14 protein-coding genes are annotated in these 24,935 nt (G+C 47.1%); 8 read left to right on the plus strand and 6 right to left on the minus strand.

What is annotated here, in order from left to right; translation table 11 throughout:
* Positions 1-27: 27 nt before the first annotated feature.
* Entirely contained in the window at positions 28-3,033 is a 3,006-nt protein-coding gene (locus B5M13_RS00880; RefSeq protein WP_080053867.1) for an FAD-binding and (Fe-S)-binding domain-containing protein, read from the minus strand.
* A 480-nt stretch (positions 3,034-3,513) separates the two neighbouring features.
* Between B5M13_RS00880 and B5M13_RS00885 the strand changes: the two genes are divergently transcribed.
* From B5M13_RS00885 to B5M13_RS00915, 7 genes are all read left to right on the plus strand, one after another.
* Positions 3,514-6,636 (plus strand): SusC/RagA family TonB-linked outer membrane protein, encoded by a 3,123-nt coding sequence (locus tag B5M13_RS00885; protein ID WP_080053868.1) that lies wholly within the window; start codon positions 3,514-3,516, stop codon positions 6,634-6,636.
* Between the two features lie 127 nt (positions 6,637-6,763).
* Positions 6,764-8,239, plus strand: a complete 1,476-nt coding sequence (locus tag B5M13_RS00890; protein WP_080053869.1) for a RagB/SusD family nutrient uptake outer membrane protein — start codon at positions 6,764-6,766, stop codon at positions 8,237-8,239.
* A 230-nt stretch (positions 8,240-8,469) separates the two neighbouring features.
* Positions 8,470-11,880, plus strand: coding sequence for a VCBS repeat-containing protein (locus B5M13_RS00895; RefSeq protein WP_080053870.1), 3,411 nt, complete (start codon positions 8,470-8,472; stop codon positions 11,878-11,880).
* Between the two features lie 94 nt (positions 11,881-11,974).
* Positions 11,975-15,358, plus strand: coding sequence for a VCBS repeat-containing protein (locus B5M13_RS00900; RefSeq protein ID WP_080053871.1), 3,384 nt, complete (start codon positions 11,975-11,977; stop codon positions 15,356-15,358).
* A gap of 103 nt (positions 15,359-15,461) precedes the next feature.
* A complete protein-coding gene (locus tag B5M13_RS00905) occupies positions 15,462-16,817 on the plus strand; it encodes a vanadium-dependent haloperoxidase (RefSeq protein WP_080053872.1) in 1,356 nt (451 codons plus the stop codon).
* 98 nt (positions 16,818-16,915) lie between these two features.
* Complete coding sequence (locus B5M13_RS00910) at positions 16,916-17,572, plus strand: hypothetical protein (protein ID WP_080053873.1); 657 nt, start codon at positions 16,916-16,918, stop codon at positions 17,570-17,572.
* A gap of 71 nt (positions 17,573-17,643) precedes the next feature.
* Positions 17,644-19,689, plus strand: a complete 2,046-nt coding sequence (locus tag B5M13_RS00915; protein ID WP_080053874.1) for a glycosyl hydrolase family 95 catalytic domain-containing protein — start codon at positions 17,644-17,646, stop codon at positions 19,687-19,689.
* Between the two features lie 95 nt (positions 19,690-19,784).
* On the opposite strand, the gene B5M13_RS00920 is transcribed toward B5M13_RS00915, so the two are convergent.
* From B5M13_RS00920 to B5M13_RS34565, 5 genes are all read right to left on the minus strand, one after another.
* Positions 19,785-20,477: a TetR/AcrR family transcriptional regulator gene (locus B5M13_RS00920; RefSeq protein ID WP_080053875.1), complete on the minus strand. Its 693-nt coding sequence runs from the start codon at positions 20,475-20,477 to the stop codon at positions 19,785-19,787.
* A 447-nt stretch (positions 20,478-20,924) separates the two neighbouring features.
* Positions 20,925-21,272: a DoxX family protein gene (locus B5M13_RS00925; RefSeq protein ID WP_080059746.1), complete on the minus strand. Its 348-nt coding sequence runs from the start codon at positions 21,270-21,272 to the stop codon at positions 20,925-20,927.
* Between the two features lie 136 nt (positions 21,273-21,408).
* Positions 21,409-22,002 carry a hypothetical protein gene (locus B5M13_RS00930; protein WP_080053876.1) on the minus strand — a complete coding sequence of 198 codons (594 nt, stop codon included), beginning with the start codon at positions 22,000-22,002 and terminating at the stop codon, positions 21,409-21,411.
* A gap of 76 nt (positions 22,003-22,078) precedes the next feature.
* Positions 22,079-22,255 (minus strand): hypothetical protein, encoded by a 177-nt coding sequence (locus B5M13_RS33210; protein ID WP_155297153.1) that lies wholly within the window; start codon positions 22,253-22,255, stop codon positions 22,079-22,081.
* 255 nt (positions 22,256-22,510) lie between these two features.
* Complete coding sequence (locus B5M13_RS34565; RefSeq protein ID WP_394334304.1) at positions 22,511-22,672, minus strand: IS3 family transposase; 162 nt, start codon at positions 22,670-22,672, stop codon at positions 22,511-22,513.
* A 549-nt stretch (positions 22,673-23,221) separates the two neighbouring features.
* Between B5M13_RS34565 and kaiC the strand changes: the two genes are divergently transcribed.
* Positions 23,222-24,928 (plus strand): circadian clock protein KaiC, encoded by a 1,707-nt coding sequence (gene kaiC / locus B5M13_RS00935; RefSeq protein WP_080053877.1) that lies wholly within the window; start codon positions 23,222-23,224, stop codon positions 24,926-24,928.
* Positions 24,929-24,935: the final 7 nt, after the last annotated feature.

Here is a 24,935-nt window from a genome sequence, read left to right on the forward strand (position 1 = left end):
CCTTGCGGTTTATGTAATAAAGTAAATCTAGCGCAACGCTTCCAGTAAAATTTCGGCAGGATGTTTGGCTTTGCGGGAAGTGCCATCTTTAATCTGGTGACGGCATGACGTACCCGGTGCGGCTATGATAACTTCCTCAGGCTGCTGCCGAACGGTCGGGAAAAGGACTAACTCACCCACTTTCATCGATACGTCGTAATGTTCTGCTTCGTAGCCAAACGAACCAGCCATACCACAGCACCCAGAGGGTATCAGTTGAACCGAATAGTTTTTGGGCAAGGAAAGCGCTTTTTTACCAGGTACCAGCGACGAGACCGCTTTTTGCTGACAGTGACCGTGCAGTTTAATCACTCGGGTTTCGTCCGTAAACTGATCGGCCCGGATACGTCCGGCATCAACTTCGCGGGCAATAAATTCTTCAAAAGTCAGGGTGTTTGCGGCCAGTTTTTTGGCATCTTCTACCAACGACTCGTCAACCAGTTCGGGGTATTCATCGCGGAACGTCAGAATTGCCGATGGTTCCAGACCAACCAATGGGGTTTCTGACGTAACGACATCTTTTAACAGCCGAATGTTCTTCTCCGCCAGCGTTTTTGCGTATTTCAGCATCCCTTTCGACAGCGCAGCCCGACCACTTTCACCATGCTCAGGAATAATAACCTGATAGCCTAACCGCTCGAATAATTGAATCGCCTTCTGCCCAACTTCGACATCATTGAAATTGGTAAACTCGTCGCAAAAAAGAAGGAGCGAGCGGTTCGACGGGTCGGCGTGAGGAGCAGGGCGTGAGGAAGGCTGACGCAAGCTATTTTCACTCCTCGCACCTCGTTCCTCAGGCCTATTGCTAAACCATTTTTTTACCGTTGTATTGGCCATTAACGGCATCGTACGATCGGGGTGGAAACCAACGAGTCGGTTAGCAACACGCCGGAGAGCCGGGGTGCCCAGCACGCCATTCCAGGCCCAGGGGACAAGTGACGCAATGCCTGACAGTTTCGCAAAATTGGCAATGAGCCACGAACGGACCGGAACCCCGTTGGAATCGTAGTAATGCTGCAAAAACTCAGCTTTCAGCTTAGCCACGTCTACGTTCGATGGGCACTCATTTTTACAGCCTTTGCAGGATAGGCACAGATCGTAAACGTCTTTAATTTCTTTGTGGTCGAACCGATTTTCTTTCGTTGAATGCGTTAGCATTTCACGCAGAATGTTGGCCCGTGCCCGCGTTGTATCTTTTTCGTTGCGGGTGGCCATGTAACTGGGGCACATCGTTCCGCCCGATGCCTGCGTTTTCCGGCAATCGCCCGAACCGTTACATTGCTCGGCATGTTGCAAAACCGTTTGGTCTTTGTACCGGAAATACGTTTGGAAAGTAGGCGTTTGCTGACCGGCTTCGTACCGAAGAAATGTATCCATCGGTGGCGTTTCAACAATTTTGCCTGGGTTGAAAATGCCTTCCGGATCCCAGGTGTGTTTTAGCTGGCGCATCAGCTCATAGTTGTGCGCTCCCACCATTTGCGGGATGAACTCGCCCCGAAGCCGCCCGTCGCCATGTTCACCCGAAAGTGAACCGTCGTATTTTTTAACCAACGTGGCGATGTCTTCGGCAATTTGCCGATACTGACGATGTCCCTCAGCTGTTTTCAGATTGATGATTGGCCGCAGATGCAACTCCCCCGAACCCGCATGGGCATAGTACACCGAATGCATATTATGCTTGTGCATGATTTCGTTGAAGTCGCGGATGTAATCGGGTAAGTCGCGTACATCGACGGCGGTATCCTCAATTACCGCTACGGCTTTTTCGTCGCCGGGAAGGTTGCCCAGCAAGCCAAGGCCCGCCTTGCGCAACGCCCAGATCTTCTTGGTGTCTTCGCCAAACAGTAGCGGGTAATGGTAGCCCATGCCTGCCTCCTGCATTTCTGCAATCATGGCAGCTGCTATTGCTTCAACTTCGGCTTTGGTATCGCGCGACAGGTCAACAACCAGGATAATCGGGAAGTGATCGGTTGGTGTTTTCTGAACAAAGAAGCTGTTTTTCCGCTGTTCAGGGTTGGAGTCTGCCCGTTCGAGAATGATGTCGTCGATCAGTTCAACAGCGTAGGGTTTATACTTCAGCGCAATCAGCGTAGCTCGTAGCGATTCGTCGATGGAGTGACAATGGACGCATACCAAACCGCTTTCTTTCGGAGGTAGCGGAACCAGATTAAGCTTGATTTCGGTCAGAAAGCACAGCGTTCCTTCGGAGCCAGCAATAAACTTGGCCAGATTAAACGGCTCCCCACCTTCTGTGTATGGTTCCATGTCCAACAGCGCATCCAATGCATAGCCCGTATTTCGCCGTTCGATGGTTTTTTTGGGGAAGTTACGCCTGATTTCCTCCTTATTTTCAGGGTTTGATAGAATCGTGTTCGTTTTGAGCAGAATTTTATCAAGCAGTGTTGCCGACCCATTTTTACGACTTGCTTCACTAACTTGCTTGGTAAGTTCCCAACCACTCACTGGACCAAACTCAACCTCAGACCCATCGGCCAGCAATGCCTTTACAGCTAGTGTGTGTTCGCGGGTGGCCCGATAAACGACCGAGTTAGAACCACAGGAATTATTGCCGACCATACCCCCAATCATAGCCCGGTTGGCCGTTGAGGTTTCGGGGCCAAAATAAAGCCCGTATGGTTTTAAAAACAGGTTCAACTCATCCCTGACCACGCCCGGCTGAACCCGTACCCAACGCTCTTCTGGGTTGACTTCCAATATTTTGGTAAAATGTTTGGAGACGTCAACAACAATCCCGTTACCGACTACCTGACCTGCTAATGATGTACCCGCCGTGCGGGGAATTAAGGGTATTTTGTTCTGCCGGGCATACGCAATAAGTGCCTTTAAGTCCTCAATGGTTTTAGGGACAGCAACGGCTGTAGGCATCTCCCGATAGGCCGAAGCATCCGTAGCATATAAAGTTCTATGCGTAAAGTCATCGAAAAGGTCGCCGGTTAGCTGGCTGGCTAGATTTTTGAGAGGTTCGGCACTCATAAACGCGTAAAAACTACTTAGAGGAATCAGGCACTAAAAAACTTAGGCAAAATTAACTGTAAATAATGCATAATCGGGCCATCGCTTTTAAAAAATATCGACCAGGTATTTGCCGGAAAAAGTAAAATATAACTTCGAATATTCCTTTGCTAACGTGCTGATTTATAGAAAGTAACTTTAAGTCGACAAGCGCTTTGATGCAGGGAAAGTATAACATGTAATCCTGTGTTTAAGGAATTTTATGATACAATATTGACGGCAATCTCCTAAATTTTAACCGGCTACAATTTGTATTTTATGCTTAACCTTATGTAATTCGCCAAATGGTTCAGGTTTAATTCTAAAAAATCCTGCCAGGTTTCTAAATTTTGCAGAATAAGTATATTTATCTTGTAAATTCGTTACCTTAAGGTAGGCGACATTGTAGAATCTTAACTAAAACCTAATAAATTACCTATCTCTAAATTTTACTGTAAACCTATGATGGACAAATCCTACAAAATTAACCGCTTCGGTGAGTACGTAGGTCAGGTTGGGAAACCCCAACCCCAGTTAGTCAGACAGAATTCCCTGTTGGGGTTTTTGTCGGTGCTGGTAATGCTGCTGCTGTTGGGTAACTCAGCAGCCTGGGCGCAAGGGCGCACCGTAACGGGAAGAGTTACAGATCCTTCAGGCAGTGGCTTGCCTGGAGTAAGTGTGCAAATTAAAGGCACACAACGTGGTACGAATACGGACGCCGATGGGAAGTATTCGCTGGCGAACGTGCCTGATAATGCTACGCTCGTGATGAGCTTTATTGGCTATACTAGCCAGGAAGTAGCTGTTGGTGCCCGCTCGACGGTAGACATCAAATTGTCGGACGACACAAAAGCACTTGAAGAAGTTGTGGTTGTAGGGTATGGTACCGCCAAGCGGAAAGATTTGACGGGTTCTGTTACGCAGGTCACTTCCAAAGATTTCAATGCCGGTGTAAACCCCAACCCACTACAGGCTATTCAGGGTAAAGTAGCGGGTTTGGTTATTACATCGCCCTCTGGCGATCCGACCCAGTCACCAACGGTTCGTTTGCGTGGTTATACTTCATTGGCTGGTGGTTCCGACCCACTGTATGTAGTGGATGGTATGATTGGGGTTCCCATCACTACCATTTCTCCTGCCGATATCGAGTCGATGGATGTATTAAAAGATGCCTCTGCTGCTGCTATTTATGGTTCGCGGGCGGCTAACGGCGTCATCCTCATCACCACCAAGCGTGGGAAGTCGGGTAAAACAACGGTTACGTTCAATAACTATGTAGGTGTATCTACGATTTCGAAAACGTATGACATGCTGGATGCTCAAGGCTATCGGGATGCCGTTACGCAGATCAAAGGCGCGGCCTCATTAAATGATAAGCAGCGTTTTCCAGATGGAAATTACAATACGAACTGGACGAAGGAAGTTACACAGAATGCATTCATTAACAACCACGATCTCGCTATTGCGGGTGGTTCGCCAGCCTTCAGCTATCGGGGTTCGCTCAGCTATATCAATCAGAACGGGATCATCAGAAAAACGGGGCTGGATCGCCTAACCGGCCGTATCAATCTCGATCAGAAATCGTTTGACAACCGACTGAACGTCCAGTACAATCTGTCCTATACTGAAACGAACAAGAATTATGATAATGGCTTCTTTGGCCGTGCCCTAACTTTCCTGCCAACATTGCCGGTTCGCAACCCAGATGGATCTTATTATGAAGTAGGGGGTAGTTTTGACCTCTTCAACCCGGTTGCCATGATGGAGAACGTTGTCAACAACGGCGTTCAGCGGTATTTGCAGGGCGGTATGAATTTGCGCTACGAGGTACTGGATGGATTAACATTGGGCGTTAGTGGCCAGATCCAGCGGGATAACACCGTCGGTAACTTCTACACAAATCCAGCCATCAAAGCATTTGCCGCTAACAATGGTCGTGCAGGCCGGTCTTACACCGAGTCAAACACGAAATTGTTGGAACTCACGGCTAACTACACCAAAGGATTTGGCAGTCAGAATAGCAACTACTCGTTATTGGCAGGTTATTCATACCAGAATTTTGATAACGATGGCTTTCAGGCAGCCAACTCGGGTTTCGTAACGAGCGATATCACGTATAATAACCTGGGCTTAGGCTCTGGTACGCTGGTTAGTCCTGCTAACAACTATGCTACCTCATACCATAATAACTCGAAATTGATTTCCTTCTTTGGTCGGGCCACGCTGAATATGAATGACCGGTACAACCTTACGGCAACTCTTCGTCGGGACGGCAGTTCTAAATTCGGTGCGAACAACAAATGGGGTATGTTTCCTTCGGTGGGTTTAGGCTGGACCATTACCAACGAGTCGTTCTTCCCAAAGAGCAACACACTTAACTTCCTGAAACTTCGTGCTGGTTGGGGACAAACAGGTAACTCAGAAGGGGTTGCTGCCTATAATTCGATCCAGTTGTATGGTCAGAAAGGTACTTACTATGATGGGAAATTGGGTGATTTTCTGCCAGGCTATGGTATCACACAGAACGCTAACCCAAACCTGAAATGGGAAGTACTGACGACAGCAAATGTTGGTTTGGATTTTCAACTAATCGGTGGCCGTTTTTCGGGTACAGTAGAATATTACAATAAGTTAACCAAAGACATGTTGTACCTCTATTCTGTACCTGCTGATGGTATTACGTATTTTACCAACCAAATTCTGGCCAATGTAGGCTCGATGCGGAACAGTGGGTTTGAATTATCGTTTGGGGGCGATATAATCCAGAAAGGTGATTTCTCCTGGAATGCACGGGTTGTAGGTGCCTATAACAAAAACACAGTTGTTTCGCTGTCAAATGATCAGTTTAGTACTGGGCTGGTGCGGTTTAACCCCTTTAATGGTCGGGGCCTGTCCGATGTGTTTGCTTCTTATTTGGCACCTGGTCAGCCATTGGGTGAGTTCAATAACGTACCTACGTTTACAGGGAGCTACTCAGCAGATGGTCAGCCATTATTGAAACCGGCAACTGGCGATACACCAGTGGTGGATTATAAAAATTCAGATGCGGCTGCAGCTGTCAATGCTGGAAGTCCATTAATGCAGGGTAATCCACAGCCCTTCCTGAATGCGTCGTATATTAACACATTCCGCTACAAAGGGTTCGATGTGTATTTCCAATTGCGCGGAACGTTTGGTAACACCATCCTGAATGCTATCCGGTCGAACCTGTTAATTCCAGGGTCAATTCTGGAAACCAATATGCTGAAAGGTGTAACGGATCTGCCTAAAAACTACGGTGTAAACGTACTGTCGACCAACTGGCTGGAAAGCGGTTCATTTGTTCGGTTCGATAACTGGCAGGTTGGCTACAACATTCCGTTGCCTACCAGCAAGTACATTTCAAACGCCCGCATTTATGTTGGTGGTAATAACCTGTTTGTTATTACCAAATACAAAGGTGTCGACCCTGAACTACAGGTAAAGGCTGATTTACAAGCGGGATCACAAGCACCTAATACGATTGGTGTAGATGGAGGTGGATATGGTAATACCGTTTATCCTAAAACCCGTTCGTTCCAGTTGGGCCTTAATCTGACCTTCTAAATTGCTTTTGGTTCACAAATCGACTATTCGTCAAAGAATAGTCGATTTGGTAAATTTTTTAGTTGACAAATCGTTAGAATCACATCCTGTGACTAACACTGTAACTAGTTAATTATCAAAAACTTCGATGAAACAAATAACTATAAAAGTGCTTTTGGGCTGCTCGGCATTGATGCTGGTAGGACAATCCTGCACAGACCTTAGTGAGACTACCTATGATGTTATCCCAACCAGTGGAAGCTTTGGAAGCACGGCCGCTCAACAGGCCGCGCTTATTGGGCCACTCTATAATGGTCTGGGTGACTATTATGGGAACATGTCGAACCTGAACACGACCACAGACGAGCAGATTGTTCCAACCCGGGGTGGCGACTGGAAAGACGGTGACAACTGGAAACGGTTATATCAACACACCTGGGATCCTGTTACAGATAACGGCCAGTTCAATGGACCCTGGTCCTGGTGTTATAACAACATCACGTCTATCAACCAACAGTTGGGGACAATTACGGATGCTAATACCAAGGCTGAGTTACGGGCTTTGCGGGCGTTCTTCCACTATCAGGCGATGGATTTGTTTGGGAATGTAATTATCTCTGATGCTGTTACATCGGCTTCACCGAAGCAAAGTACACGGGCTGAAGTGTTCGCCTGGGTTGAGAAAGAGTTACTGGCTGTATATCCAACCCTGAGCGATGAGCCTCGTGGTTCGTATTATGGCCGTATGAACAAATGGGTAGCCGATATGATTCTGGCTAAACTGTATCTGAACGCGCAAGTGTATACAGGTACAGCTCGCTGGGCCGACGCGATTACCCGTTGCGATAACATCATCAAATCAGGTAAATTCCAGATTGCTGGTGATTACTTCAGCAACTTCGTGACCCAGAATCAAAACTCTACGGAAACCATTCTGGCAACTCCCTTTGACAAATCGAAGCGGACTGGATTTAACGTGCAAATGAAGACCCTTCACTACCTGAATCAGTTGACCTATAACCTGGGAACAGCTCCCTGGAATGGTTGGGCAACGGTAACGGAGTTTTATAATTCATTTGATGATAAAGACATCCGGAAAAAGCAATGGATTGTTGGTCAGCAGTATGATGCCGCTGGTAAGCCACTAATGGATGATGCACTACCCATGGTATTCCGTCCGGAAGTTGAATCATTTGTGTTCGATGCAGGCGCAAATGGTCGTCTGGCAGGTGCTCGTAGCCAGAAATACCAGATTCAGGCAAATAATACGTTCACCGATCAGGATAATGACTTTGTTATCTACCGTCTGGCTGACGTGTATATGATGCGTGGTGAAGCGAAATTCCGGTTAGGTCAAACGGCCGACGCGCTTGCCGATTTCAACATCATCCGTGCTCGGGCCGGCATGCCTAACTACACGACGTTGACCCTCGACGAAATTCTGGCTGAACGTGGCCGTGAATTGGCGTGGGAGCAACACCGTCGCCAGGACCTGATTCGTTTCGGTCAGTTTACGAAGGCATGGCGCTTTAAACCTGCGTCGCAGGATTACCGTCAATTGTTCCCGATTCCAAAAGATCAGTTGTCGCTGAACCCGAATCTGAAGCAAAATCCAGGGTATTAATCACTAGTTTGATTGAAACAAAAAAGCAAGCTTTCTGGGCTTGCTTTTTTGTTTTTATTGACTGATTAAAAGCCTTTTAATTGGGCTTCTATGCTTAATCTACGCACATAATTCGTTACATTTGCAGTCCATTTTTAGAGAAGGTTTACCGTTGTTCATACTTCTTGTTTTTGGTAAAAATACGTTCTTTAAATTCCGTGCTTGTGCTAAGTCGCATTAGTCTATTCATCATGGTAGCTGGTCTGTTTGCCAGTTGCCGTTCAGGTCAGCAAACACCCTCAGATCCGCTCTTTCAAAAGTTGACCGCCGACCAAACGCAGGTCAACTTTGCCAATACAGTTACGGACGACAAGGATTTTAACATCTTCAATTACCGCAATTTCTACAATGGCGGGGGCGTGGCGATTGGCGATATAAATAACGATGGCTTTTCAGACGTGTTCCTGATTGCGAACATGGGTGATAATAAACTGTACCTCAATAAAGGTAACAAGAGCACAGGGGGAATTCAATTTGAGGATGTAACGGCCAAGGCGGGTGTAGCCGGAAAAAGAGCCTGGAGTACAGGAGCTACCTTTGCCGATGTCAATGGCGACGGCCGCCTGGATCTATACGTATGCAATGCGGGTATCCGCGATGGTGACGACCGGGCCAACGAACTCTTTATCAACAATGGGAATGATGCGAATGGCGTTCCTACGTTTACGGAGCAAGCCGTTCAGTACGGGTTAGCTGATAAAGGTTTTTCGACACACGCGGCCTTTTTCGACTACGATCGCGATGGCGATCTGGATATGTACCTGCTCAACAACAGCTTTATGCCCGTAGGGAAGCTGGCGTATGCAAACCTGCGGGCACAGCGCGATTCGTTGGGCGGGCACAAGCTATTCAGGAATATGATGGTGGAGCAGGGAGCGCGGAGCACGGAACATGATGTTAACACCTTGCATACTGCCCCCAACTTTATCGATGTTTCCGAGAAGGCGGGTATTTATGGTAGCTTGATTGGTTTTGGGCTGGGAATTACCATTGGTGACGTAAACGATGATAACTGGCTGGACATTTATATATCCAACGACTTTTACGAGCGCGATTACCTCTATATCAATAACCACGACGGCACATTTCGGGAGTCGATTAAGGAAACCATGCCCCATACGAGCCTGTCCTCAATGGGAGCCGATATTGCCGATGTAAATAACGATGGCAGGCTGGATATTTTCATTACGGATATGCTGCCGGGTAATGATCGTCGGCTTAAGAAAACATCGACGTTCGAAGGGCATGATCTGGAACAGATAAAAGTAGGCCGTGATTTCCATTATCAGTTCATGCAAAACATGCTACATCTGAATCAGGGAAACCAATCTGCCAACAACGGTCTGCCTACGTTCAGTGAAGTGGCCCGGTTTGCGGGCGTTCATGCCACCGACTGGAGCTGGGGCGCTCTGATTTTCGACATGGACAATGATGGCCTGAAAGATGTGTTTGTCGCTAATGGAATAGCCAAAGACGTAACCGATCAGGATTTCGTCAACTTCCTGGCCGACCGCGAAAATATGGCGCAGATTGCCCGGCAACGTGCCTTCAATTTCAAAGATTTTCTGGACAAGGCACCCTCCGAAGCTGTTCCAAACTATGCGTTCCATAACGACGGTAATCTGCACTTCACTAATAAAGCCTTCGATTGGGGACTTTCGGAGCCTGATTTTTCGAACGGGGCTGCCTATGGTGATTTGGATAATGACGGAGATCTGGATCTGATTGTCAATAATGTGAATGCGCCCGTTGCCATCTACCAGAACCTGTCCATTGAAAAACATAAAACCAACTACCTGAAGGTAAAACTGGAAGGTATAGGATTTAATCGAAATGCCATTGGGACAAGAGTTTATGCGTATCAGGGTGGACAGGAGCAATTGCTGCAACAGATGCCCAACCGGGGCTTTGAGTCGTCGGTCGATTTGAATATGCTATTTGGATTCGGGAATAAGGACAAGATTGACTCAGTGAAAGTGATTTGGCCAGATGACCGAATGCAGGTTATTCGCCAGCCAAAGGTTAATCAGTTACTTACCCTTCGTCAGCAGGAGGCTTCTCAAACCTGGAAACCCTCACCGATTACGCCAAATCCTGTTTTCCGAGATAATACAGCCGCTTCAGGCCTGAATTTCGTGCATACTGAAAGCAATTTTGTTGATTATAACCGCGATGCGCTTTTAAAGCAACAGCAGTCGACTCAGGGGCCAGCTTTAGCCACTGGCGATGTGAACGGTGATGGCCTCGATGATGTTTTTTTGGGCGGGGCTAGTGGACACTCAGCACAATTGTTTCTGCAACAGCCTATTGGTAAGTTCGTTGATAAAACTCCGGCGGTGATGCGTCAGGATACAACGTATGAGGCTGTCGATGCTGTTTTGTTCGATGCCGATGGAGATAAGGATCTGGATTTATACGTAGTGTCGGGCAGTAATGAATTTGACAACGAAGCCGAAGAGTTAGTAGATCGCTTGTATCTAAATGATGGAAAAGGTGGGTTTACACGCTCCGAATCAGGATTGCCAAATCTGAAAGCCAGTGGTTCCTGCGTAGCCGCAGCCGATTTTGATCAGGATGGTGATATCGATTTGTTTGTCGGCTCCCGGCTAATTCCGGGCCAGTATGGACGTGATCCGGCCAGCTATCTACTCACAAACGATGGGACCGGAAATTTCAAAAATTATACAAAACGGTTTTTGCCCGATGCCGAGCGGTTAGGTATGGTAACCTCGGCTACCTGGGCCGATCTAAATGGCGATAAATATCCCGAGCTGATCGTTGTGGGCGATTGGGAACCGGTTCGGGTTTTTGAAAACAAACGGGGGAAACTTGCTCAAAATCAGGAGATGGCAATCAAAAATGAGCAGGGAGAGCCGATAAAAACGAATGGATGGTGGAATTGCGTCACCGCTGGCGATGCCGATGGCGATGGCGACCTGGATCTGGTTGTGGGCAATTTGGGTTTAAACTCCCGCATTAAAGCGACACAAACGACCCCGGCAGAAATTTACGTCGGTGATTTCGACCACAACGGAACGCTGGAGCAAATCATCAACTGCGCCGACGAAACCGGCGAGCTATACCCAATGGTGCTTAAGGGCGATTTGCAGAAAGAAATGCCTACCATCAAAAAGAAATTTGTGAAGTTTGGCGATTACGCAGGCAAAAAGATAACTGAGATTCTGGATGAAGACCAGTTAAAACAGGCTCTCGTCAAGCAGGCATTTACGGCCCAAACGATGTTGTTGATCAATGATGGAAAAGGTAAACTTATGGCCCAGGTTTTACCAAACGAAGCGCAGTTTTCGCCTGTGTGTGGTGTGGTCTTTGCAGACTATGACCATGATGGCCGAACCGATTTAGTGCTAACGGGCAATTTTCTGGACGTACTCCCTGAAATCGGCCGCTATGATGCCAACTTTGGTGTGGTATTAAAAAATAAAGGTAAAGCCGCCAACGGGACAATCAGCTACGATTTTATTAATCCGGCCCAATCAGGATTTTTTGTGCGTGGGCAGGTCCGGCATATGGCCCGACTGACGCAAGGCCAACTCATCCTGGCTAAAAATAACGACCGGGCACAAATATTTTTAATGAAGTAATTAGAAGTGAGGAGCGAGGAGTGAGCATGCGGACGCAAGCTTTTTTCGCGTCCGCATGCTCACTCCTCGCTCCTCGCTCCTCGCTCCTAACAAGATGAAATGTATAGCTTTATTTCTGACGGCAGGTGCATTAGCGCTGGCCGGTTGTCATTCCTTTCAATCCGAGAAGACGTTATTTCAATCCCTCGATTCTACGCAAACGGGCGTCGACTTTGTCAATCACCTCGTTCCTACGGAGAAGCTCAACATTCTGGATTATCTGTACTTCTACAATGGCGGGGGCGTATCGGCAGGTGATATCAACAACGATGGTCTGACCGATCTGTATTTTGTATCCAATCAGGGAAAGAATAAGCTGTATCTGAACAAGGGCAATTTGAAGTTCGAGGATATTACCGAAAAAGCAGGTGTAGAAGGGTTTTCCGACTGGCAGACGGGCTCGACGATGGCCGATGTGAACGGCGATGGGTTTCTGGATATTTACGTTTGTGCTGTTGGTAATTTCCGTGGGCTGGAGGGTTCAAACGAACTGTACATCAACAATGGCGATGGTACGTTTACCGAGAAAGCAGCCGATTATGGTCTCGATTTTACGGGTTTTTCGACTCAGGCAGCTTTCTTTGACTACGACCACGACGGCGACCTGGACTGTTACCTGCTTAACCATGCCGTACATACTTCCCGTAGCTACGACCGTGTATCAGCTCGAAATCTCCGACACAACGAGTCGGGTGATTACCTGTATAGAAACTTGAGCGTGGAGCAGGGCGCACGGCGCAAGGAGCAAAAAACTGGCGGTGCACCCCGCTTCATAAACGTAAGTGAGCAGGCGGGTATTTATGGCGCTGCCATGGGCTATGGGCTGGGGATTTCGGTAGCCGACATGAACAACGATGGATGGGAAGATCTGTATGTTTCCAACGATTTTCACGAAGACGATTATTACTACATCAACAATCAGAACGGTACATTTACTGAAAGCGTTAAAAAGTCGTTTCAGCACGTCAGTCGGTTTTCGATGGGTAACGACATTGGCGATGTCAACAATGATGGGTTTGCCGATGTGGTAACGCTCGATATGTATCCCGAAGACGAAACCGTCGAAAAATCATCTCTGGGCGAAGACCCTATTGATATTTACCTCTATAAACTGGCTTATGGCTACATGAACCAGTACAGCCGGAACTGTTTGCAGCTCAATCTGTCGGGCAGGAAGTTTATGGAAGTGGGGGCTATGGCTGGTATTGCTGCTACTGATTGGAGCTGGTCGCCATTGCTGGCCGATTACGATAATGATGGCATCAAAGACCTATTCATCAGTAATGGGATTGTTCACCGACCCAATAACCTTGATTATGTAAAATTTGCCGCCGACGATTCGCTGCGGTATGCGATGGAAACCTCGCGGTCGCTGGACGAACGGGCTATCAAACTGATGCCGGACGGTAAGGTGCATAACTACCTGTATCGGGGAACGTCGTCGCTGCGGTTCGATGATAAATCGAAAGATTGGGGGTTCGAAGCACCAACCTACTCGAATGGAGCCGCCTATGCCGACCTGGATAACGATGGTGATCTGGATCTGATTACCAATAATATTGATGATCCTGCCGGAATCTATCGCAACGATGCGAGCACCATTTTCCCGGACAATAAGCATCTGACAGTTCGATTAAAGGGGACTGCTCCAAATACATTCGGGGTTGGTGGCAAGGTAATTCTGAAATATGGCGGCCAAGCGCACGGCGATACGATCCAGGTACAGCAACTGATGCCAACGCGTGGCTTCGAATCGTCCGTAGCTCCAGAACTGCTCTTTGGTGTAGGCAGCCATGATTTGATCGACTCGCTCATTGTGATCTGGCCGAACCAGCAGATGGAAGTGCGAACGAACGTAAAAACCAATCAGTTACTAACCCTAAACCAGTCGGATGCCCGGCTCGATGGTACTCGCTATCGCTACACAATGTCGGCTACACAGCCTCTTTTTGCCGATATAACGACGGCCGATTCCATTCCCTACCAGCATAAAGAAAACAAAGAATATTTCGATTACGTCCGGGAACCATTGATTCCGTTCCAGGTGTCTACCGAAGGCCCTCATCTGGCCGTTGGGGATGTCAATGGCGATGGGCTGGACGATATTTATGCCGGAGGGGCCAAATGGCAGCCGGGAAGCTTATTGATTCAGCAGCCTAACGGCCGATTCGTCCCAATGGCACAACCTGATTTCGTTAAAGACTCAACGTACGAAGATGTAGACGCGGCCTTCTTTGATGCCGATGGCGATAAAGACCTGGACCTGTACGTCGTGTCGGGTGGGAACGAGTTTTACGACAAAATGCCGGAACAGTTCGATCGCTTGTATCTGAATGATGGTCAGGGCCATTTCAGTCGCTCGGTAAATGCCCTACCTCCCATGTACGATAATAAGAGCTGCGTTCGGCCCTATGATATCGACAAGGATGGTGATCTGGATTTGTTTGTCGGTGGGCGCGTCGTTGGATTTGGCTATGGAAAATTGCCGAACTCCTATCTGCTCATTAACGATGGCAAAGGCCATTTCTCCGATCAAACCGAACGATTATCGGTCGGGCTCCGTAAAGCCGGCATGATAACCGATGCAGTTTGGACCGATTACGATGGCGATAAAGATGCCGACCTGATTGTAGCAGGCGACTGGATGCCTGTCCGTATTTTTGCCAATACCGATGGCAAGTTTGAGGAGATCAAATCAATTACAGCCGACGAAACCCCGCTAAGTGGTTTTTATCAACGTATTGTAGCGGCTGATTTCGACAAAGATGGGGATATGGACCTTATCGCTGGCAATCTGGGGACCAATACGAAACTGCAGAAAGCGCCCGAATCACAGCTACGTATGTGGGTAAAGGATGTGGATAATAACCAAAGTACTGAACAAATCATCGCTTACAACCGGGGCAAAGACTGGTATCCGCTGGCCTTTAAAGACGAGCTTGGTAAGCAGATGCCCAGCATTATCAACAAACGATTTACCGATTACGTATCATTTGCCGGAAAGCCGCTGCATGAAGTGATTACCGATAATGAGTTGAAGGATGCCGATGAGTTTACGGTAAATCAGTTCGCATCAGTTTATCTGGAAAATCAGAATGGTAAATTTGTTGTTCATCAACTGCCCATGATGGCACAGGTATCCAAGCTGTTTGCTTTTCAGGTAATTGATTTTGATCAGGACGGTGATCTCGACGTATTGGGAGGGGGTAATTTCTATAGCGTCAGTACGTATCAGGGGCGTTACGACGGCAGTTATGGACTTGTATTACGCAATGACGGCAAAGGTAATTTTGCCGCTTTGTCGCCGATAGATAGCGGTTTCCTGTTGAACGGCGAGATCCGGGATATTCGCTTGATCCGAACGTCGCAGGGATCACTCATCGCCGTTGCCCGAAATGGTAACGGAATACAGCTTTTTAAATCGCTGTTGTTAAAATGAGACGAATCAGGTATTGTATTTTTCGCCTTATTTTCTGTTAATTTTGTAGATAAGCATTCGCTGTCAAGAGCGGCTGGTGCTTTTTTAACTTGTTATTTATCCTATGAAATCTCTGTTGAACGTTGGCTGCCTACTGGTATGTTTACTAGTTGGATTTGCCGGTTGTCAAAAACCTGCTTCGCCAGCCGAATACAATGCCAAAGCCTCAAATGTCGTGTATTACAACTCGGCGTTGAACAAGTTGACCGAAGTCGTTATTCACGATATTTTTTCGCCCCCGGTTGCCAGCCGAATTTACTCCTACGCCAATCTGGCTGGTTATGAAGCGCTGGTTCCCTTCGATCCGCATTATGAGTCGCTGGGTGGTCAGTTGAAGCGATTTCAGGCCCCGCCAAAGCCAGAGGCAGGAAAAGAGTATTGCTTTCCACTGGCCAGCACGCGGGCTTTTCTGACCGTAGCGAGAGCCTTAACGTTTTCGGTCGATTTCTACGATCAATTCGAAAAGGACTTTTACGAGCAGTACAAAAAAGACGGTGTACCAGATGATGTGTACGAACGGTCGATGGCCTATGGTGAAGCCGTAGCCAAGCACGTTCTGGATTATGCCGCTAAAGATAGTTACAAGCAAACGCGGGGTTTCAAGCATACCGTTACAAATGAAGAAGGGAGTTGGGTCCCAACCCCACCGGCTTATATGGATGCGGCTGAGCCTCAGTGGAACAAACTTCGCTGTTGGGCTATGGATACCTGTAGTCAATTTATGCCTCCCCGTCCATTGCCATACAACCTGACCAAGGGAAGCCCCTACCAAAAAGAGCTTGAAGAGGTTTATAAAACTGGTCAAAATCTGGATAAAGAGAAGCAGGATATTGCTTACTTCTGGGACGATAATGCCTTTGTGATGAACGTAGCGGGCCATGTCATGTTTGCCAGTAAAAAAATGACGCCGGGTGGTCACTGGCTGGCCATTGCCCAAACGGTCGCTAAGCAGAAAAAGCTGAACATGATGCAAACCGTTGAAGCGTATACACTGACCTCTTTTGCCGTCAGCGACGGTTTTATTTCATGCTGGGACGAGAAGTACCGGAGCAAAACCGTTCGTCCCGAGACGGTCATCAACAAATACATCGACCCTAAATGGACGCCCTTTCTTCAGACTCCACCATTTCCTGAATATCCGAGTGGACACAGCGTTATTTCGACAGCAGCTGCTACCGTTTTGACTAGTCTGATGGGCGATCACATTGCTTTTACCGATTCAACAGAATTTCAATACGGCCATGGTGTTCGTTCGTTTTCTTCCATCCGGCAAGCAGCCGATGAAGCCTCAATCAGTCGTATGTATGGAGGTATCCATTACCGCGCTGCGTTAGTAAATGGACAGGTCGAAGGCGAAAATGTAGGGAAGTGGGTCATGCAAAAAATTCATACCCGTAAGTCTGCCATAGCCAGCCGATGACAGTTAAAAGTCTATTAAAAAATCCCCGCTTCTGAAAAGTGGGGATTTTTTTTGGAAATTGGTGATATGTAACCGTATTCCTAATCTTTTCGATTCACATGCTGCGATTTTTATTGTTGATCGTTACCACATTGGGCTTAAGGTCAAATACATTAGCTCAAGCTGACACGACACGAAAGCTATCTACGCCCCTGCAAACTTACCATTCGCTAAGTCGGTCGTCGGAAGATTCGACCCGATCGATTTTCAATTTTAAGGCGGCACCGATCTACGTCCGTACCACTCCTTTTTCAATTTATACGGGAGCTGGCAGCCCCAAAGATCGAATCGCACAGAATATTGAAATTGGAAAGTCGTTCAACGTGATTGATTTAGGTATTGCCTTCGGGAGAAACTCGTTACGCCCCGACACTACACTGTTTCTGGAAGGACGTGTGACGATGGATGTAGCGAACTACGGCATTTTCGCCAACGAAATGACCATTGGGGCAGGATGGGTTTTTGACAAACAAGGTAGCCTGATGCTTGAGCTGACCTACAGCATTATTGCTCAGATCGCCCCTAAAGTAGGCATTGGCCTTACAACAGGCTATTATGACTTCAGTAACGAACAGACCGACAGTTCGAAAACATTCTATGGGATTTATCTACGATTTGGCTTACTGCGCACCGACTCAGGTAGTTTGTTAGGCGGGATTATGCGAGGCCGTAGCCGTCCAGTGCGCGTTGGGCGTCCGCACCGACACGGACGATAAAAACGGATAAGGGCTATTTTGACTCTGTAAATAGTATTATTTTTAGCCCTTATTTCACCTATGATAGACTTATGATTAACAAACAACTACTATTTAGCGCTCTGCTGGCGTCAAGCGGATTGTTGCCCGTTGTGAAGGCTCAATCCGATCAGGCTGCCTGGCAACTTGTTGGTCAGAACATTAATCCTGCCAATTATTACGGAATCACAGTAGGTAATGGTATGATCGGCCTGGTGTCATCGCCCGAACCCATGAAGGTGAAAGATGTGGTGCTGAACGGAGCTTTTGATACGTATGGGCGTGGACGGGTGTCAAACATCCTGAAAGTGTTCAACTTCGCCAACATGAATCTGGATGTGGATGGGCAGCGCCTGACACCCAAAGAGATTGCCAATTATCGGCAGACGCTCGACATGCAGAAAGCCACTCTCACCACCACCTTCGATTACAAGGATAAAGTCAGTGTACGGCAAACCATGATGGCCCTACGACACCTGCCGTTTTCAGAATTGACAATGGTTGAGATAACCGCTAAAAAGGATTGTGAGATTATTCCGATGAGTGTGATCGAAACGCCTGAAAATCTGAAAGAAGTCAAAAATTTCTATTCAGAGATTGATCGCTCGCACGTTACCATTCGATTACTGACTTCTGTAGCCAAAAGCCCGACCGGACGTCATACGGTAGCTGCTTCTACCAGCTTTATCTTTGAAGAGCCTCATGGTCAGGAGCCCGACGTAATTCATGAAGATTGGGATTACAACATGCATCTGGCCAAGTTTAAGAAACGGTTGAAAGCGGGCGAAACCTATAAATTTAGCGTAGTGGGCTCTGTGTCGTCAACAGCCCATACCGCCGATCCGCACAATGAAGCCGAGCGATTGACGCTCTTTGCTGCCCTCGAACGCACCGAACGGCTACTTATGCGTCATAATGCCGAGTGGGTAAAACTCTGGCAAAGTGATATTGTTATTGAAGGCGATCCTGATGCCCAACGAGCCGTTCGGTCAGCACTTTATCATTTGTATTCGTTTGTACGCGAAGGAACAGGCTATAGTCTGTCACCAATGGGTCTTTCCGGGCTGGGTTATAACGGTCACGTGTTCTGGGATACTGAACTCTGGATGTACCCGGCTATTCTGGAGTTAAAACCCGAAATCGCCCGGTCGATCCTTGAGTATCGGTTCGAACGGATACCGATGGCCAAACAGAATGCCTTTAGTCATGGCTATGCCGGGGTTATGTTTCCATGGGAATCGGATGCCGATGGGCAGGAAGCTACACCTGTCTGGGCATTAACAGGCCCGTTCCAGCATCACATTACGGGTTGCGTCGGCTGGGCGTTCTGGAAATACTATCAGGTTACGAAGGATAAGGAATGGCTTCGGACACGGGGGTATCCTATGCTCAAAGAAGTAGCAGATTTCTGGGCCAGCCGGGTAGAGCGGGAAGGACCGGGTAAATACCATATCAACAATGTGATCGGGGCTAATGAATGGCAGGAAAATATCGATGATAACGCCTTTACCAACGGCATGGCCCGTACTTCGCTACAGTTTGCCATACAAGCGGCTCAGGATTTGGGGATAACGCCTAATCCTGACTGGAAGCAGGTAGCTGACAATATCCCGATTCTGAAATTTCCGGATGGTACGACAAAGGAAAATCGGACCTACGATGGGGTGCCGATCAAACAGGCTGACGTGAACCTGCTGGCCTATCCGCTTACGATTGTCAAAGACGAAGCCGCTATTCGAAAAGATTTAGCGTACTATGAACCTCGGTACTCGCCCGAAGGGCCGGCTATGGGTTGGTCGGTCTTGTCGACGTTGTACGCTCGCCTGGGCCAACCCGACAAAGCCTATGACTGGTTCGTGAAAAGTTATAAACCCAACGAAGTGCCTCCGTTCGGTGTCCTGTCCGAAACGGCAGGCGGAACGAACCCTTATTTTGCAACCGGGGCAGGAGGGATGTTACAGGCCGTGCTAAACGGTTTTGGGGGGCTGGATATAACGGATGCAGGTATTGTACAGCTCAAGACAAAGCTTCCGAAGAAATGGAAGTCGTTGACCATTAAAGGAGTTGGCCCGCAACTAAAAACAGTACAGGTTCGGTAAGAAAATGAACAATGAATAATGCAAATTAAATAATGGTATTTTCTCGGTCAGAGCGATAGCATTATTCAATTTGCATTATTCATTGTTCATGTTGCTTACCACTGTGCCATAGGCAGGTGGGACGACTGCAGTTCGAGCTGAACATCTTTTGAACCAATTGCCATTTTATTTAAAGCGATATAGATGGTTTTAACGGCATTTTCTATACGCTGCCATCCTTCTTCGCTCCGTAAATCGATACTAATCATGGTATTGTCATTCTGCGCCATAATGGTCAGATAGTTCATAGCACCAAGAATAACAGCCGAAACGGCCTGAGTATCTGCGCCTTTGACAAAAGACAGTTGACTAACCAGTCGGGTCATTTCTTCATCCTGGGCCCGTGTAGTAGTCGAGGCAATTGAGTCATTCTCAATCACGCTGGCTTTCAGAATTTCACGAGCAGCTTTGAAGGTACGAAAGTAACGGTAGGTTTGAATTACTTGACGATACCAGATTCGAGCAACATCTGATTCATGTAATGGACGGATTTGGTCTAATACAGCAGGGGTAAAGACCGGAAATAGTTTTCCCATCTTTACATAATATTCAAGTAGCCCTTCCATACCACCAAAATACCGGTAAATTAATACCTTACTGACATTAGCTTTTTCGGCTACCCGATTGACGCCAACGCCTTCTAAACCGTACTCCGCGATAACATCCTCTAACGCTTCAACGATGCGCTGAGTTGTTTTGGCGCGGTTCCGTCTAATTTTTTCATCTTTCTCCATAGTATCAGTATTCATCTGTAATTCACATACATGTCACCCCCTTTGACTAAAATCAACTGCGAAAGTCACTTTAGTAAACCAATATCTGCCGATTAATTAGTAAAATATTCAATTTTGCTGACTAAAATGGTAAACTAAGACTGTTAAAAGCCTATAATTATGTAATAACTTGGTGTATGGCTTTAAAAATATAGAGCTAATTATTTAAGGTTTTTTCAGTCAGGAATAGTCCTTGTTTTCTTTTTCCTTTTCCATATAATTTGGCTGATTATTATAGGATCTTACTTGTTGAAAAATTTATTCAAGCGAAGCTATTTTCAAATATAACTAATTATTGATTAATAAATTGTATTATATGGTAACAAATTAGCACAAAATGGCTATAAGATTAGTACTAGTTTGAAATTATTTACCAGTACGGGTTCATCAGTGAATTAACAACCCTCGTATACACTCCTCACGTCAGGTGTATCGATATGCCCACCAGATCAACACAGCCTGTAAAGGGAGCCGTAGCCAGCGGAGCCAAGCTGGAAATTTGATAAACTTAGCTGATGTTGCCATATAGACATTCGCTGGAAAAATAGCAATCAATAGGAAAATAAGGCCCCATGCCGATACCGATTGCGTGGCTCTAAAGAGTAAACCGATCCCCAAAATGATCTCCGCTATACCACTTATAGTAACCATAAACTGATGCGCTGGAATATAAGGAGGCATAATCGCCAGATACGTTCTGGGGTTCAGAAAATGATTGAGCCCGGCAACAATGTACACTAGGGACTGAGCGTAAAGACTGATGTGATTCATCCGCTTTTGAGCAGGCAATAGTGAATCAGGTATTACTGGACTTCCAGCATTCATACGTACATACGTATGAATGCTGGAAGTGGATTTCAAATTTATCTTTAATTGATTCTACGGCCTAATTAACTTAAGTTGTATGTCATAAGCTCGTTTCGAGGGCATACGCTAAGAGGAACAATACGATCTTGATTAGAAAACCGGCTTCCGTAATGGCATGAATCTTCTTAGGAATGCGCAGCGTGATCTGACTAAACGCCTGCTCAATCCGCTGGCGAACCCTCTTTTTGTAGCCTGCTTGCCAAGGCTGATCAGCCCGCTTGTTATTGCTCCTGCGTTGAATTTGAACATAGATATGCTCACACTCCGCATACAAGGCTTCCTGTTCATAATCCGTGTGGCCGGCATCACCAAACACCTCGCTACCCGTGGGCAACTCCAAATGCATCATTTGCAAAGCTGTTACATCGGCCACCGAACCCGGCAGCAGGAAAAATTGCACCGGTTCTTTATAGAAGGTAATAATGAGCTGAACCGCCCGGTGGCCCGGCTGAAAACCAAAAAAGAATCGCCGTTTGGAGGCAATTTTGCCCCGGTACTCTTCTCCCTTTACCAGACGGCAACGCCCAATCTGGATGTTGTCACAAACAGCCACCGGCAACGAATCAATCACATACTGGTCCGACACATTCAGGGCTTTGAACAAGTCGGCCAGATAGTAGAACAGTATACTCAAGGTATGAGCCAGTCGATGTAGCCGTCGATTGAAAGCAGGCTTTTTTTAGTATTATAAAATCATGACTATCAGATATTTAGAGCATAGCTGAAGCTTGATTGCCGCCGAAGAAGCGGGTCGATATGATAGCGGTCGTCAGCACAATACTATCGGGTACTTTTGGGCTGGTCTGAGGTTTACAGGAGCCAGGATGGTTAGTTTCCAGAAAGAACTCATCGAGAAAGTAGTAAATTACCAGTACTTTTTCGGACATAGCAAGAGCAGGTTATTTTGTTTTCGCACTTCAAAAGTACATTTGCTCGCGACTATGTCTTTTTTGTTTCGTTACATTAAGGTTGCCTCATGCACTTGAGTTAAGTATATTAATTTTCCATTCTTTTCAATTGGTCAAACCATTGATTTAGGTGACATATTTTCTGGAATTGTCACCTTTTTTTCTGCATATTATGTAGCAAAGGTTATTGGCAAACAAACAGACCAAGGATTTGATGGTTTGGGGTGGTCCAGTTTAGCGGCACACTGAACTGGCAAGTTTTGTGTAATATTCCTGCTCAAACTGTTCAGGGCTTTGGTAGCCCAGCGATGAATGCCTGCGCACTCGATTGTAGTGCATTTCAATATACCGCTCAGGCGGCTCTGTCGAAGATTTCGGTTCGCGCATTATCCACATTCAAGAACGTTCCCCCTTCTAATAGTTCCGCTTTCAAGCGGCCGCTTCGGCCTTTAGGTTTGATGGCTAGTAAGATCGAGCCTTTTGCGCGAGATAACTCAACGGCCATTTGTTTGAATGCCTGGTCAAATACACACGGTCCGCCGTTGCGTTCTTTTCTTCATGAGTACTTTTGGGGTTGTTCCCAAATGTGCCTAAAATCCGTCTCCAGTCAAATGTAGCAAGTCCATTGCTTAGTTTACTCACACTATCTTTTTTCACAAGGTTGATCTCTCACTCGAAAACATCCAGCCATTTATTTGGTTATTTAGGGATAATTTCTGGCGTTAGCGGGGGGCAGGCTGATATTATTGACTTATAGGCTCTACCAGAGCAGGCGTTTGCGCTTGGTAGACTAAAAATGGCCTAGCCGCAATTAATACCGATAAGGCTATCACTTCCAGGAAGTTTGGTTGGCTGTGAGCCCGTTAGATTAAATCATTACCTCTACATATGCTAGTGTACTTTTGCGTCAATTTTTGATATGTTTGTTGTATCTCAACCGTACGAATGAGTTCCTACAACCTCAATACACATCAGCTCCCCCTTCTGCCTAAAGCACCTACAGGTATAATTGGCCTGGATCAAATCACCCATGGTGGCCTGCCCAAAGGAAGGCCAACCCTGATCTGTGGGGAGGCAGGCTGCGGCAAAACCCTCTTCTCACTGGAGTTTATTGCTCGGGGAGCGCTGGAATTCAACGAGCCGGGGGTATTCATGGCGTTTGAAGAAAAAGCCGAGGAACTGGCTGCTAACGTGGCTTCCCTGGGCTTCGACCTTCGCCAGCTTCAGGCAGATCAACTCCTTAAAATTGATCACGTACACATCGACCGGAGCGAAATTGAGGAAACCGGCGAATATGACCTCAACGGCTTATTCATTCGCTTAGGTTACGCCATCGATACTATTGGGGCTAAACGGGTAGTGCTGGACACCATCGAAAACCTGTTTTCAAACCTGACCAATGAAGGGGTGCTGCGGAGTGAACTTCGACGGCTCTTCACCTGGCTGAAAGATAAGGGGGTAACTACTATTATTACGGCCGAAAAAGGCAACGGTAAATTAACTCGGCATGGTCTGGAGGAGTACGTTTCTGACTGCGTTATTCTGTTGGATCACCGGATCGACAATCAGATTTCGACTCGGTTACTACGAATCGTCAAATACCGAGGATCAGTACATGGTACCAACGAATATCCCTTTTTGATTGATAGTGATGGAATTTCGGTACTGCCCATTACCTCCCTCACGCTGGATCATCCGGTATCCAGCGAACGGCTTTCGTCGGGTATACCAGCGTTGGATCAAATGCTGGAAGGCAAAGGGTTTTTCAGAGGAAGCAGCATTCTGATTTCGGGAACGGCCGGAACGGGTAAAACCAGCCTGGCAGCCTCCTTCGTTCATGCGGCCTGTCAGCGTGGAGAACGGGCGCTTTATCTGGCCTTTGAAGAGTCGCCCCAGCAGATTTGCCGTAATATGCGGTCTATTGGAATGGATCTTCAGGGATATATTGATACGGGTCTATTGACTTTTCAGGCATCGCGTCCCACGCTGAATGGATTGGAAATGCATCTGGTAACGATTCATAAACTCGTAACCAGGTTTAAGCCGCAGATCGTTGTACTGGATCCGATCACAAATCTGGTTACGGTTGGCTCCATGCGTGAAGTGAGGGCTATGCTGATTCGGTTGATTGATTTCTTACAGGCCGAACAGATTACCGTTGTCTTTACGGCGCTTTCGCTGAACACAGTTATCAACGAACAGACCGACGAGGGAGTTTCATCGCTGGTAGATGCCTGGTTACTGGTACGGGATATAGAGTCGAACGGCGAGCGGAACCGAGGGCTGTATGTCATGAAATCCAGGGGTATGAAGCATTCAAATCAGGTGCGCGAGTTTGTCATTACCGACGAGGGACTGACTCTGATCGATGTGTATCTGGGTGCCGAAGGGGTATTGGTGGGATCGGCGCGGGAAGCGCAGCAGTTGCAGGAAGTTACGGGGGTTGCCCTGCGCGATCATGCGGTTTCGCGAAAAGATCGGGAAATTGAACGAAAACGGCTGGTGCTGGAATCGAAAATTGCCGGCCTGAAAGAAGAGTTTGAGTCGCTTCAGGAGGAACTCAATAAATCGTTTACGGAGGAGGAACTGCGCAAGGAAATCATGGAGCAGAACCGGGAGCAGCTCACCCGTAATCGGCATAGTGGCCAGTAAAGCGTAT

It is taken from the genome of Spirosoma aerolatum (assembly GCF_002056795.1).
GTDB lineage: Bacteria > Bacteroidota > Bacteroidia > Cytophagales > Spirosomataceae > Spirosoma > Spirosoma aerolatum.